Here is a 12,710-nt window from a genome sequence, read left to right as displayed (position 1 = left end):
TCGTCCCTGGGACCGTCCTCGTCGACGGTCACGCTCCACCGGGAGGAATCATCCCAGGTCCGCGCGCGCCGTCGAAATCCGACCCACCGCGCGCGCGAGCCGGCGGGCGTCCACCCGCCAGAAGCCCTGCTGGACGCCGCCGACCGTCACGACCGGGACGTACTCGCCGTACTGCTCGCGCAGCGCCGGGTCGGCGCCCGGCGCGTCGACGTCGACCTCCGCCCACGCGACCCCCGCCTCGGCGCACACCGCCTCGACGACCGCCCGTGCGTCGTCGCACAGGTGGCACCCCGCGCGGCCGTAGAGGACGACGGGAGGGGCGGGGGCGTCGGAGGTGGTCACGACTCCCAGGGTACGAGGGACCCGCCCCCGGGACGGTCCGGAGACCGCCTAGAGTGGGGTCATGGCGACGTCTTCCGGTCCGGGCCCCGTCCCGACCCCCGGGTCGACGGACCCCGAGGACGCACCCGCCGCCGAGCGCACGCCGCCCGCTCCCGCGCACCGCACCGCCGCGTTCTTCGACGTCGACAACACGATCATCCGCGGCGCGTCGTCGTTCCACCTCGCCCGCGCCCTCTACCAGCGCGAGTTCTTCTCGACGCTCGACATCGCGCGCTTCGCCGTGCACCAGGCGCGCTATCTCCTGTTCGGCGAGAACAAGCAGCAGATCGACCGCATCCGGTCGCGCGCGCTCGCGCTCATCGCCGGCCGCTCCGTCGCCGAGGTCACCGCGATCGGCGAGGAGGTCTACGACACCGTCCTCTCGCTGCGCATCTACCCCGGCACGCGCCGCCTGCTCGACGAGCACCTCGCCGCGGGGCACCAGGTGTGGCTGGTCTCCGCGACCCCGGTCGAGATCGGCGAGCTCATCGCCCGCCGCCTCGGCACGACCGGCGCGCTCGGCACGGTCGCGGAGCACGAGGACGGCTTCTACACCGGGCGCCTCGTCGGCGACATGATGCACGGCCGCGCCAAGGCCGCCGGGGTGCGCGCCCTCGCCGAGCTCGAGGACATCGACCTCGACGCGTCCTACGCCTACGGCGACTCGCTCAACGACGTCACCATGATGGAGACGGTCGGCCACCCCTGCCCCATCAACCCCGACGCACGGCTGCGCCGCTACGCCCAGGACGTCGGCTGGCCCATCCGCGAGTTCCGCGGCCGTCGCCGGCGCGTCGCCCGCAGCAGCGTCCGCACCGCGAGCTGGGCCGGCGCCGCCTGGGCCGCCGCCCTCGTCCTGCGCTCCGTGCGCCGCGCCGTCGACCGCCGCATCGCCCGCCTCTGAGCCGCCCAGCACGGCGGACCGCGGTTCTCCCCCGCGCGACCGCGGTTGTTCCTCGACGGGCGCCGGAGACGCGTCGAGCCCGGTCCCCTCGGGAGGGGCCGGGCTCGACGGCGGGTCGGCGCGTCAGGACGCGCGCGACGTCACTTCTTGTTGCGACGCTGGTGACGCGTCTTGCGAAGCAGCTTGCGGTGCTTCTTCTTGGCCATGCGCTTGCGGCGCTTCTTGATGACGGAGCCCATACGGTCCTCGCAATGCTCGAGCGGCGTGTCGGTCGGCGACCGGTCGACCGGCCGCGTGTGGTCCACGGTTGATCGGGGCGCCCCGGCGACCACGAGGGCGCCGCGAGCCGACCAACACGAGAGAAATCCGCCCCCTAGACTACCCGCTCGCGCTCGTGCCCCGGTACGCCGCCGCCCGCGGGGGCCCGCGGCGCTCCCGTGAGGCGCCGCCCGCCACGGCCTCAGTCGAAGTGCGGGTCGAGACCCAGGAGCGGGAAGACGGCGCGGCGCGTGGCCGCGACGGCGCGGTCGACGTCGTCGTCCGGGTCGTAGCCGCTGCTCCAGCGCCGCACGTCGACGGGCGGGCCGAACGCGAGCGGGGCGTCGAACCCCGCGACCTCGGCCACGCGCGCGCGCCACTCCTCCGGCAGCGGCTCGCCCGCGGTCACGGGCCGGTGCACGACCTCCCCCACGACGGCCGACCACACGAGCGGGACGACGCGCGCGATCGCGTACCCGCCGCCGCCGAGCGCGAGCCACCGCCCGTCGGCGAGCTCGTGCGCGAGGTCGTGCACCCACCCCAGGGCGGTGCGCTGCGCGTCGACGGACACGTCGAGGTCGGAGAGCGGGTCCTCGCCGTGCGCGTCGCACCCGTGCTGGGTCACCAGGACCTCGGGCCGGAACGCCCGCAGCACGGGCGGCACGACGGCGTCGACCGCGCGGAGCCAGCGCGCACCGTCCGTGCGGCGTGGCAGCGCGACGTTCACCGCGGTCCCCCCGGCGCCCGCGCCCCCGACGTCGGTCGGGTGGCCCGTCCCCGGGAAGAGCGTCGCGCCGCTCTGGTGGACGGACACCGTGAGCACGCGCGGGTCGTCCCAGAACGCCTCCTCCACGCCGTCGCCGTGGTGCGCGTCGAGGTCCACGTAGGCGACGCGCGCGACGCCGTCGTCGAGCAGGCTGCGGATCGCGACCGCCGCGTCGTTGTAGACGCAGAAGCCCGACGCCGCGCCGGCCTTCGCGTGGTGCATGCCCCCGGCGACGTTCACCGCGTGCCCGACGCGTCCCGCCGCGATCTCCCCCGCCGCCTCGTACGAGCCCGCGACGATCCGGGCGGCGGCCTCGTGCATCCCCGGGAAGACGGGGTCGTCCTCGGTGCCGAGCCCCCGCGCCGGGTCGGGCGTCCCGTGCTCGGACGCCGCGCGCACGGCCGTGACGTACTCGGGGTCGTGCACGAGCCCCAGCACGTCGTCGCTCGCGGGCTCGGGTCGTAGGACCGCAGGCGCCGCGTCGCCGTCGAGCAGACGGAGCGCGCGCACCAGGCCCATCGTCAGGTCGAGCCGGGCCGGGGCCATGGGGTGGCCGTGGCCGAAGTCGTAGCCGAGGAGCTCCGGGCTCCACACGACGCAGGATCCGGGCGCCGCGGCGCCCGCACCGGTGGGGGCGGGCGACGACGTGGGGTCGGTCGTGGGCATGGCTCACGGTAACGCCCGACGGCGCGCACCCGCCCCGGTGGACCGGTCGCCGGACCCCGGTGCGGCACCCGGGCGCCGGAAGCGGCATGATGTCCCGGCGCCGGAGCGGCGACATGACGGGCCACCGGGCCCGTGGCAGAGTGGCGCGAGTGGTGAGGGAGGCTCCATGCCGACGAGCATGACCGGGCGCCTGTTCAAGGGGCGGGAGATCGTCGACCGCCTCGCCCGGCAGTCGCCCGCACGCCTCGCCGTCACGGTCTTCGCCGCCGTCATCGCCGTCTTCACCGCCCTCCTCATGGCGCCCTGGGCGACGGCGAGCGGACGGGCGGCGCCCTTCGTCGACGCGCTGTTCACCGCGACGTCCGCGGTGTGCGTGACGGGCCTCGTCGTCGTGCCGACCGGGACGTACTGGTCGACGTACGGGCAGGTCGTCATCCTGCTCGGCATCAAGATCGGCGGCCTGGGCGTGATGACGCTCGCGTCGATCCTCGGCATGGCCGTGTCGCGACGCATCGGCCTCACGCAGAAGCTCCTCACGGCGTCCGAGACCAAGACGACGCGGCTCGGCGAGGTCGGCTCGCTCGTGCGGGTCGTCATCATCACCTCGACGTCGCTCGAGCTGCTCATCGCGCTGCTCCTCCTGCCCCGCTTCATCGTCCTCGAGGAGACGTTCGGGGAGGCCGCCTGGCACGGGATCTTCTACGGCATCTCGGCGTTCAACAACGCGGGCTTCATCCCCACCGAGCAGGGGCTCGCGCCCTACGTGGGCGACTGGATGCTGTGCCTGCCGATCATCCTCGGCGTGTTCATCGGCTCCCTCGGCTTCCCCGTGATCCTCAACGTCATGCGCAACCGCAAGCGCGTCGGGAAGTGGAGCCTGCACACCAAGCTCACGCTCACCACGAGCGCCGCCCTCGTCGTCGTCGGCACGGTGCTCTTCGCGGCCGTCGAGTGGACGAACCAGCGCACGCTCGGCCCGCTCGCGTTCGGGGAGAAGCTCCTCGCCTCGCTCTTCGCGGGCGTCATGCCCCGCTCGGGCGGCTTCTCCACCGTCGACACCGGCGGCATGCACGAGGCGAGCTGGCTCATCACCGACGCCCTCATGTTCGTCGGCGGCGGCTCCGCGTCGACCGCGGGCGGCATCAAGGTCACGACGCTCGCCGTCATGCTCATCGCGATCGTGTCCGAGGCGCGCGGCGACCGGGACATGGAGGCCTTCGGTCGCCGCATCCCTCGCGACACCCTGCGGCTCGCCGTCGCCGTGTCCTTCGTCGGCGCGACCGCGGTCCTGCTGGCGAGCCTTCTCCTGCTGGAGATCACGGGCGAGACGCTCGACGTCATCCTCTTCGAGACGATCTCCGCGTTCGCGACGGTCGGCCTCAGCACCGGGATCACGCCCGACCTCCCCGACGCGGGCAAGTACGTGCTCGTCGCGCTCATGTTCGTCGGCCGCACGGGCACCATGACGTTCGCCGCGGCGCTCGCGCTGCGCGACCGCCGCCGCATCGTGCGCTACCCCGAGGAACGCCCCATCATCGGGTGAGCGACCCGCCCGCCGCGGCGTGCGCCGTCGGGCACCGCCACCGACCCTCCCCGACCACACGAAAGGCCCCACCGTGACCGACCCCTTCTCCCGCGGCGCCGACCCGAGCCCCGGGCCGGCGACCGGGAAGGACGCCCTGTCGGCAGACCCCGTCGCGCGGCGCATCGTCGAGCGCGGGCGTGCCGAGCGCTCCCGCCGCGACGAGGCGAAGGCTCCGCGCAAGGACGCAGGCGTCCTCGTCATCGGTCTCGGACGCTTCGGGACGGCCATCGCCGCGACGCTCGACCGCCTCGGCCAGGACGTGCTCGCCGTCGAGCGAGATCCCGACCTCGTCGCCCAGTGGAGCGGGCAGCTCCCCCTCGTCGAGGCCGACGCCTCCAACCCCGTCGCGCTCGAGCAGCTCGGCGCGCGCGACTTCCCCGTCGCCGTCGTCGGCGTCGGCACGTCGCTCGAGGCGAGCGTCCTCATCACGGGCAACCTCGTCGACCTGGGCACGCCGCAGATCTGGGCCAAGGCCATCTCCGCCGAGCACGGGCGCATCCTCCAGCGCATCGGCGCGCACCACGTCGTCTTCCCGGAGGCCGATGCCGGCGCGCGCGTCGCGCACCTGGTCTCCGGCAAGCTGCTGGACTACATCGAGGTCGAGGACGGGTTCACCATCGTCAAGATGCGACCGCCCCGCGAGGTCCAGGGCTTCACGCTCGCGCAGTCCAAGGTCCGCGAGCGCTACGGCGTCACCGTCATCGGGGTGAAGTCCCCCGGCGAGGACTTCCTCTACGCCAACCCCGAGACCCGCATCAGCGCGAACGACCTCCTCATCGTCTCGGGTCACGCCGACCTCCTGGAACGCTTCGCCGCCCGCCCCTGACGGGACCGACCGGACGGTCAGGACGGTCAGGTCGTTCAGGACGGCGGGCGGTGCAGGAGGAACAGCCCGCGGTGGAGCGGGCGGTCGAGGCGCTGGTCGTCCGTCGCCACGTACTCGTCGAGGACGGCGAGGATGCGTCGGTCGAGCTCGGCGACGTCGTCGTCCGAGAGGTGGAGGCGGAACGCGGCGGACGTCGTGACGGCATCGGGGCCGGCGGCGAGGGCGTCGTCGAGCGCCGCGGCGACGGGGCCGAACCGGACGTCGGGCGCGGTGCCGCGCAGGGGGTCGTCGAGCCACCAGGTCGCCCCGGTCGCGCGGTAGGGGCGCTCGAGCGCTCCCCCCGCACCGGTCCGCACCTCCGCGGGCTCGAGCAGGCCGGCCCGGACGAGCAGCCGGACGTGGTGGAGGGCCGTGCCGGGCGCGACGCCGAGGTGGTCGGCGAGCTCCTTGTTGGTCATCTCGCGCGTGCCGCACTGCCGGACGATGCGCTGGCGCAACGGGTGGGCGAGGGCCTTGGCCTCGAGGGCCGTGGGCGGGCGGCGCCCAGGCACCTCGGGTGGCGTGGTCCCCGGCCCGGGGGCGGGGTCCTGCGGCGTGGGCTCGACGCTCATGGAGGCATCGTACGGCGGCCGATCGAGATCGCCCGATCGATTGGGTTTTCTCGATCGCTGTGCCATGCTGGGCCGCATGGACTCCCCGCCCCGCCGCCGACGCCCGGCCGGCACGCCCCTGGGTGCGCCGTTCCGGCGCCTCTGGACGGCGTCGACGGTGTCCAACCTCGCGGACGGCGTGCTCAAGGTCGCGCTGCCGCTCGTCGCGGTCCGGTACACCGACTCCCCCGCGCTCGTGGCCGGGCTGACGTTCGCCCTCACCCTGCCCTGGCTCCTCTTCGCGCTGCCCGCCGGCGCGCTCGCCGACCGGCTCGACCGCCGCCACGCGATGATCGGCGCCAACGTCGCGCGGGCGCTGCTCGTGGTCGCGCTCGCCGCCGTCGCGCTCGTGCCCGACGCCGGGAGCATCGCCGCGCTCTACGTCGTCGCGTTCGGGGTGGGCGTCACGGAGACGCTCTACGACACCTCGGCGCAGTCGATCCTGCCGCAGGTCGTCCCGCGCACCGCGCTCCCCCGGGCGAACGGGCGGCTGTACGCGGCGGAGCTCACCGCCAACCAGTTCGTCGGGCCTCCGCTCGGCGGGCTGCTCGTCGCGGCGGGCGCGGCCGTGGCGTTCGGGCTCCCGGGCGCGCTGTGGGCGCTCGCCGTCGGGCTCCTCGTCGGGCTGCCCGGCTCGTACCGCCCCGAGCGCACGACCCGCACGACGCTGCGGGCCGACATCGCGGAGGGCCTGCGCTTCCTGTGGCACGACCGGATCCTGCGCACGCTCGCCCTCATGGTCGGCGGCATCAACTTCGCGAGCAACGCCGCGTTCGCGATCTTCGTGCTCTTCGCCGTCGGCCCCGACTCCCCCCTGGGGCTGTCGGAGCCCGCGTACGGCGTGCTGCTCACGACGACCGCGGTCGGCGCGTTCGCCGGCTCGTTCGTCGCGGAGCGCGTCGTCGTGCTCGTCGGCCGGGCGCGCTCCCTCGCGCTGACCGTGCTCAGCACGGTCGCGCTGGTGGGGGTCCCCGCGGTGACGACGAACGCGTGGGTGATCGGCGCCGTCTACGCCGTGGGCGGCGCCGGGATCGCCGTGTGGAACGTCGTCACCGTCTCGCTCCGGCAGCGGATCACGCCCGACGCGCTGCTCGGCCGCCTCAACTCCTGCTACCGGCTCGTCGCGTGGGGCACGATGCCGCTCGGCGCGGCGGTCGGCGGCCTGCTCGGCGAGGTGTTCGGGCTGCGGAGCGTGTTCGTCGTCATGGCCGCGGTGTCCGCGACGACGCTCCTGGGCATGCTCGTCGTGGACGACCGCGCGATGGACGCGGCGGAGCAGGCCGCCGACGAGCGCGCCGGCGTCGGGGAACGGGCGGTCGAGCCCGCGGCGGGCCCCGTCACCGAGGACTGAACCGCGCCGTCGCCGCCTCGTCGCGCGAGCCCTCCGCCCCGGCGGCGGTCAGGCGGCGGGCCGGTCCTTGTGCGCCCGACGGCGCAGCGCGGCACCAGCCGCGACGGCCACCCCCGCGAGCACGGCGGCCCCGACGAGCCCCGTGCCGGTGGTGGCGAGACCGCCCGGGCGCGGGGACGCCGACGTCCCGCCGCCGGCCGTCCCGCCCGTGCCGGTGGACGGCGTCCCGCCGGGCTCCTCGGGCTCGCCCGGTGCGGCGAGGACGACGAACGGCTCGGACAGCACGTCGGCGTCGACGCCCGGGGCGACGACGCGGACGTGGTGCTCGCCCGGGGACGTCCCGACCGGGATCGTCGTCACGAGCTCGAACGCGCCGTCCGCGTCGGTCCTGACCGTGCCGAGCAGCACGGGCTCGCTCTCGAGCCAGACCTCGTAGGTGGCGTGCGGCGTGAGGCCGGTGCCGCGGACCACGAGCTCGCCGCCGACCACGAACGGACCTTCGCCCACGACGACGCGCGGCCCTGCGGGCACCTCGCGGTCGGTGATCTCGACGCTCACGCGCACGCCCTCGGCCGGGTCCGGGGACGTGGCGGTGAGGGCGGCGGCTGACGCCGCTCCGGCGGGGACGAGGAGGGAGCCGGCGATCACGAGGGCGGCGAGCAGCCTGCGGGTGGTCGTCACGCGATGAACCTCTTCGTCCGGCCCGGGGGTGGGCGCTGCTGGGTCCCCCCGAACCCGGCTGGACGAGCGTCCAGCCGCGATCATCTTGCCATCTTGGACGCCTGAACTGAACAGGTGTCCAGGTTGTTCACCCTCCCGCCACCGGCCCGACTTCGGGCAGCACGAGGCTCGGCCCCCGCCGCTCCGAGGAGCGACGAGGGCCGAGCCGGACCCGGGCGGTGCCGGCACACCGCCCGGGGGTCTGTGGTCACCCGCCCTGGCGAGGTAGAGGCGTGGTCACGACCACGCCTCTACCTCGCGGTACCGGGGCTCTACCTGGCGAGCGGCGGGTCAGCCGCAGTCGAGCGCGTCGAACGGCGCGTCGACCGTGGCGGTCACCTCCTCTCCGCCGACAGCGGCGGTGGCCGTGACGGTCGCGGTGCCGGCCGCGGCCGACGTCGCGCGCGTCGCGAACGACTGGTACGCGCTCTTGCCCGGCGCCACGTCCGCGAACGCCTTCTGCCGGAACGGCGTGGAGAGCGTCACCGAGACCGGGACGTCCTCACCGTTCGTCGCGCGCACGGCGACGTACGCCTTGCCCGCGAGGCAGCGCGGCGAGACCTCGACCGCGAGGTCGAGCTCCGGCTCGTCACCCAGCGCGGGCAGGACGACCTGCTGGCGCACCTCCTCGTTGCCCGCCGCGTCGGTCGCGGCGAACTCGATGACCTGCGGCTCGTCGGTGAGCGCGCGCGTGAACGGCTCGGTATAGGTGCCCCAGAACGTGCCGGGACCCTCCCACTGCACCTTGTCCACGCCCGAGCCCGCGTCCGTGGCGGCCAGCGTGATCTCGACGCTGCTGCCGACCTCGCGCAGCGTCGCGACCGTCACGGGCGCGGCGCTGTCGACGCGGAGCTCGCGCGAGCCCGTCCCGACGTTGCCGGCGGCGTCCGTCGCGCGCGCCTCGACGGTGCGCACGCCGTCCTCGTCGACCGCGAACGGTCCGTCGTACGGGGCCCACGCTCCGCCGTCGACCGAGACCTCGACCGCCGGGGCGGGGTCGCGGTTGTCGGAGGCCACGACCGTGACGGTCGGGTGCTGGACGTACCAGCCCGACGTCGCCGGGCCGGGCTGGGCAGTCACGGTCACGGTGGGCGGGGTGGTGTCCTCGCCGGTGTCGGGCGCGACGACGAACACGACGGCCTCGGCCGGCACGTCCGTCCCCTCGACGTCGCCGTCGACGAAGAACAGCCCGTCGGGCTCGGCGTACTCCGCGGGGTCGACGGCGTCCCACGTCACGGGGATGCGGCTGTCCTTCGACGCGTCCTCGTACTCGGCCGTGACGGTCGCCGGGAGCACCGGGGCGGTGCCCGCGAGCGTCACGACGCTCACGTTGTCCACCGCCGTGATCGCACCCGGCTCGCCGTCGCGCACGTGCACCGTGCCGCTCACCGGCTCGACGAGCTCGTCCGACGTCCCGCTGACCTCGAACGCGCCCGCCGCGGCGACGTCCTCGGCCGTGACGTCCTCCCAGTCGACCGCGACCGTCTCGACACGACCGTCGGTGAAGATCGCGTCGATCTCGGCCGGGAGGTCGGGCAGGACGCCGACGTCCGTGGGGATGTGGACGGGCGAGTGGTCGATCGGCCCGTTCGGGTCGACCGGCTCGGGCTCCTCGACGCCGCCCGTGCCCCAGACCTCCCACTCGGAGACCCCGACGGCCGAGTACGTCGTCGCCGTGGTGCCCCGCAGCGCGGCAAACGTCGCGCGCAGGCGGGTCGTCGTCACCGCGTCGAAGGTCGTCTCGTTGGTCTCGAGACGCTGCGTCGGGTAGCCGCTCGGGTTCGGGACGTCGACGAACGCGCCGGCGTCGGCGTCCCAGTACTGGAGCGTCCACGACGCCGGGACGCGCACGTTGTCGCCGTTCGCGTCGGTGCCGTCCGACCAGAACCGGACGACGGAACGGTCCACCGTGACCGGCGCGGGCCAGGAGTACTCGAGCCACTGCGTCGCGGGGCGATCCCCGCTCCACGTCGCCCACGTCGCGTCGTGCGCTCCCCCGGTGCTGACGCCCGCGCCGTCGTTCACGGCCTCGACCTTGTTCCACGACGCGGTGTAGCTCGCCTCGGGCGTGCCGATGAGCGCGACGTTCGACGGCGCCTCGTCCGCCGCCGCGGTCAACCCTGCGGGCCCCGGACCGCCGACCGCGGCCCACGCCCCGACCCCCGCGCCCGTGAGGGCCAGGGCGAGCGCGGTCGCGGTGGCGACCACGCGCCGTCGGGCACGCGGTGCCGCCGGCCGGTCCCCGAGCGGGATGAGCACGGTCGAGCCCGCGACCCGTGATGAGTTGGTGCGCGCGCTCATGCCAGCCTCGCCTTCCCTGCCGTGACCAGGACCTTCTGACCGTCGCGGCGGCTCAGGAGGCCGTCCGCGGTGAACTGCTCGACCGTGCGCTGGACCTTCTGGAGGAACGCGGCGCGGTCGGCGAAGCCGCCGTCGCCCCACACGACGTCGAGGAACGTCGTCCCGTTCGGCCGCGCGGCGTTGGTGACGCCGCTGTCGAGCCCGGCGAAGACCACGCGCGGCTCGGAGCGCTCGACGTACATGTGGTACTGCGTGTCGTCGCCCGACCATGCGGGCTCGAACGTGAGGTCCCCGAGGCGGAAGTACCCGTTCCCGAGGTCCGTGAAGGCGCCCTCGAGCGTGCCGTCCAGGCCCATGTGGGCGTAGAGCGACAGCTTGAGGTACTCGCGCGACGCGCTGCGCGCGAGCAGGACGGTCGGACCGTTCTCGATGCTCTGGATCGCGGGGTTGTCGATCGTCGGCACGGCGCGGATGCTCAGCGGCATCGTCACCTCGACGACGTCCCCGGGCGACCACGAGCGCGACACGCTCACGTACGTCCCGGGTACGGCGTCGAGCTCCTGCTCCACCCCGTTGACCGTCACCGTGAAGCCCTTGCGCACCCAGCCGGGTACGCGCAGGCGCAGGTCGAGCTGCCCGGAGCCGTTCACCGTGAGGCGGGTCGCGCCGACCTTCGGGTACTGCGTCTCCTGGACGACCTCGAAGCCCTTCTCCTCCCACGTCAGGGTGGAGGCGAGGTAGAGGTTGACGTACAGCACCTCACCGTCGACGGACCGGAAGTAGACCGAGTCGCGGTACTTCACGTGGTTCTCGAGGCCCGTGCCGCCGCAGCACGTGCCGGTGTTGCCGTACTCGCGGCGCGTGCCCGGGTTGACCCCGTACATGTACGTGACGTCGGGGCTCGTCGTGGACTGCGTGTTCTTCTTCGAGCCGACGATGTGGTTGAGCAGGCCCCGCTCGTAGTACTCCATGTACTTCGGGTCGAGCGAGTGGAAGTACAGCAGCCGCGAGAGCTTGAGCATGTTGTACGTGCCGCACGTCTCGGCGTTGCGCGCGCCGATGTCGCCCGCGACCGTGCTCGGCGGGCCGAACAGCTCGCCCTCGCCGTGCCCGCCGTGCGCGTAGGTGCGCCCGGGCACGACCATGCCCCAGAAGCCCTCGACGGCCTGGCGGTACCGCTCCTCGCCCGTGAGGTCGTAGACCTTGAGGTAGCCGGGGAACTGCGGGATGTGCTGGTTCGCGTGCTTGCCGTTGAGCGTGTCCGTGCCCGCTGCGCTCGCGTCGACGAGCGTGTTGAGGTCGAACAGCTTGGCCGTGGCGACGTACGTGTCGTCGCCCGTGATCGACGCGATGTCGGCCAGCACCTCGTTCATGCCGCCGTACTCGCCCGCGATGTAGATGCCCCACATCCGGTCGAGCTGCGCCTGCGGCAGCACGGAGAGTCGGCTGTGCACCCACGCCGCCATGGACGACGCGAGCTCGAGGGCCTGGTCGCTGCCCGCCAGGCGGTACGCCTCGAGCAGGCCGGCCATGATCTTGTGGCACGTGTAGTACGGCGCCCAGATCTCCCCGTACGGCGCGTACTTCTCGAGCTGGCTGAACTGCCACTCGCCGTAGGCGGCGAGGAACCCGGGGTGGCTGAACCGGCCCATGGCCGCGAGCGCCGTCTGGACCTCGCCGAGGCCCTCGACGATCTGGTCCACCTTGTCGCGGAACACCGTCTCGCCCGTGCTCGCGTACGCGAGCGCCACCATGGACAGGAAGTGCCCGCCGTAGTGCCCGCGCAGGAGGTTCGCGGTCTGGGTGTTCGCCCGGCCCGGGTAGTCGTCGGGGCCCCAGGGCTGCTCGTTGGCGTGGCCGAAGCCCTCCCAGCCGCCGGGCGCCGACGCGCCCTGGGTGTCGATCCCGGCGTTGCGCCGGAACACCGCGAGGACGCGGTCCACGGGGTACTCGCGCGCGAGGTGCAGGATCTGGTCCTGCGAGCGCGTCGCGACGCTCGGGGCGAGCGTCACGTCGGACATCGGGAACGGCTCGGCGGCCCAGCCGTCGAGGGTGACCGAGCGGTCGAGGGACCGCAGGAAGGCCCGGCTGACGGGCGGTCCGCTCGGGACCGTCAGCACCGGGACCGGCGGCGCGGCGAGCGCGCTGCCGCCGCCCGCGAGCGCGACGGCGCCGGTCGCCCCCGCGGCCAGCGCCCCGAGCCGCAGGACGGCTCGTCGCGAATAGCTGGTGTCGTGCACGTGCATGAGCTGTCGCTCCTTCTCACTCGTCGTCGAGTGGTGGAAGCGTCGTCGGCGGCAAG

11 protein-coding genes are annotated in these 12,710 nt (G+C 74.1%); 4 read left to right on the top strand and 7 right to left on the bottom strand.

Annotated elements, in window-relative coordinates; translation table 11 throughout:
- Window positions 1-48: 48 nt before the first annotated feature.
- On the bottom strand, window positions 49-342 hold the full coding sequence (locus FB00_RS04330; protein ID WP_412846775.1) for a glutaredoxin family protein: 294 nt from the start codon (window positions 340-342) through the stop codon (window positions 49-51).
- Between the two features lie 61 nt (window positions 343-403).
- Here FB00_RS04330 and FB00_RS04325 point away from each other — a divergent pair, with 61 nt between their 5' ends.
- On the top strand, window positions 404-1,285 hold the full coding sequence (locus FB00_RS04325; protein WP_082140962.1) for an HAD family hydrolase: 882 nt from the start codon (window positions 404-406) through the stop codon (window positions 1,283-1,285).
- 140 nt (window positions 1,286-1,425) lie between these two features.
- Here FB00_RS04325 and FB00_RS22255 read toward each other — a convergent pair whose 3' ends face one another.
- Window positions 1,426-1,524, bottom strand: coding sequence for a 30S ribosomal protein bS22 (locus FB00_RS22255; protein ID WP_003792170.1), 99 nt, complete (start codon window positions 1,522-1,524; stop codon window positions 1,426-1,428).
- Between the two features lie 221 nt (window positions 1,525-1,745).
- Window positions 1,746-2,975 carry an acetoin utilization protein AcuC gene (locus FB00_RS04320; RefSeq protein ID WP_082140961.1) on the bottom strand — a complete coding sequence of 410 codons (1,230 nt, stop codon included), beginning with the start codon at window positions 2,973-2,975 and terminating at the stop codon, window positions 1,746-1,748.
- 166 nt (window positions 2,976-3,141) lie between these two features.
- Between FB00_RS04320 and FB00_RS04315 the strand changes: the two genes are divergently transcribed.
- Together FB00_RS04315 and FB00_RS04310 are read left to right on the top strand one after the other, a co-directional pair.
- Window positions 3,142-4,518: a TrkH family potassium uptake protein gene (locus tag FB00_RS04315; RefSeq protein WP_047231549.1), complete on the top strand. Its 1,377-nt coding sequence runs from the start codon at window positions 3,142-3,144 to the stop codon at window positions 4,516-4,518.
- 163 nt (window positions 4,519-4,681) lie between these two features.
- Window positions 4,682-5,386 carry a potassium channel family protein gene (locus tag FB00_RS04310; protein ID WP_047231698.1) on the top strand — a complete coding sequence of 235 codons (705 nt, stop codon included), beginning with the start codon at window positions 4,682-4,684 and terminating at the stop codon, window positions 5,384-5,386.
- A 35-nt stretch (window positions 5,387-5,421) separates the two neighbouring features.
- On the opposite strand, the gene FB00_RS04305 is transcribed toward FB00_RS04310, so the two are convergent.
- Entirely contained in the window at window positions 5,422-5,997 is a 576-nt protein-coding gene (locus FB00_RS04305) for an ArsR/SmtB family transcription factor (protein WP_082140960.1), read from the bottom strand.
- Window positions 5,998-6,073: 76 nt separating this feature from the next.
- Between FB00_RS04305 and FB00_RS04300 the strand changes: the two genes are divergently transcribed.
- Complete coding sequence (locus FB00_RS04300) at window positions 6,074-7,387, top strand: MFS transporter (protein ID WP_047231696.1); 1,314 nt, start codon at window positions 6,074-6,076, stop codon at window positions 7,385-7,387.
- Window positions 7,388-7,435: 48 nt separating this feature from the next.
- Here the strand turns inward: FB00_RS04300 and FB00_RS04295 are convergent, their stop codons facing one another.
- The 3 genes from FB00_RS04295 to FB00_RS04285 all read right to left on the bottom strand — a co-directional run bounded on the left by FB00_RS04295 (window position 7,436) and on the right by FB00_RS04285 (window position 12,654).
- Complete coding sequence (locus FB00_RS04295; RefSeq protein WP_047231548.1) at window positions 7,436-8,068, bottom strand: hypothetical protein; 633 nt, start codon at window positions 8,066-8,068, stop codon at window positions 7,436-7,438.
- A gap of 330 nt (window positions 8,069-8,398) precedes the next feature.
- Window positions 8,399-10,408, bottom strand: coding sequence for an Ig-like domain-containing protein (locus FB00_RS04290; RefSeq protein ID WP_047231547.1), 2,010 nt, complete (start codon window positions 10,406-10,408; stop codon window positions 8,399-8,401).
- On the bottom strand, window positions 10,405-12,654 hold the full coding sequence (locus FB00_RS04285) for a glycoside hydrolase family 127 protein (protein ID WP_047231546.1): 2,250 nt from the start codon (window positions 12,652-12,654) through the stop codon (window positions 10,405-10,407). Before FB00_RS04285 ends, FB00_RS04290 begins: the two co-directional genes overlap by 4 nt.
- Window positions 12,655-12,710 lie beyond the last annotated feature (56 nt).

It is taken from the genome of Cellulosimicrobium funkei (assembly GCF_001019615.1).
GTDB lineage: Bacteria > Actinomycetota > Actinomycetes > Actinomycetales > Cellulomonadaceae > Cellulosimicrobium > Cellulosimicrobium cellulans_E.
The sequence above is the reverse complement of the archived record's forward strand: the minus strand, read 5'-3'. Positions and strand labels throughout refer to the sequence as shown.

What these genes read in the sequence shown, in the direction of transcription:
- FB00_RS04325 (WP_082140962.1), top strand. Translation starts at nt 404, where the DNA reads ATGGCGACGTCTTCCGGTCCGGGCCCCGTCCCGACCCCCGGGTCGACG.
- FB00_RS22255 (WP_003792170.1), bottom strand. Translation starts at nt 1,524, where the DNA reads ATGGGCTCCGTCATCAAGAAGCGCCGCAAGCGCATGGCCAAGAAGAAG.
- FB00_RS04320 (WP_082140961.1), bottom strand. Translation starts at nt 2,975, where the DNA reads ATGCCCACGACCGACCCCACGTCGTCGCCCGCCCCCACCGGTGCGGGC.
- FB00_RS04315 (WP_047231549.1), top strand. Translation starts at nt 3,142, where the DNA reads ATGCCGACGAGCATGACCGGGCGCCTGTTCAAGGGGCGGGAGATCGTC.
- FB00_RS04305 (WP_082140960.1), bottom strand. Translation starts at nt 5,997, where the DNA reads ATGAGCGTCGAGCCCACGCCGCAGGACCCCGCCCCCGGGCCGGGGACC.
- FB00_RS04300 (WP_047231696.1), top strand. Translation starts at nt 6,074, where the DNA reads ATGGACTCCCCGCCCCGCCGCCGACGCCCGGCCGGCACGCCCCTGGGT.
- FB00_RS04290 (WP_047231547.1), bottom strand. Translation starts at nt 10,408, where the DNA reads ATGAGCGCGCGCACCAACTCATCACGGGTCGCGGGCTCGACCGTGCTC.
- FB00_RS04285 (WP_047231546.1), bottom strand. Translation starts at nt 12,654, where the DNA reads ATGCACGTGCACGACACCAGCTATTCGCGACGAGCCGTCCTGCGGCTC.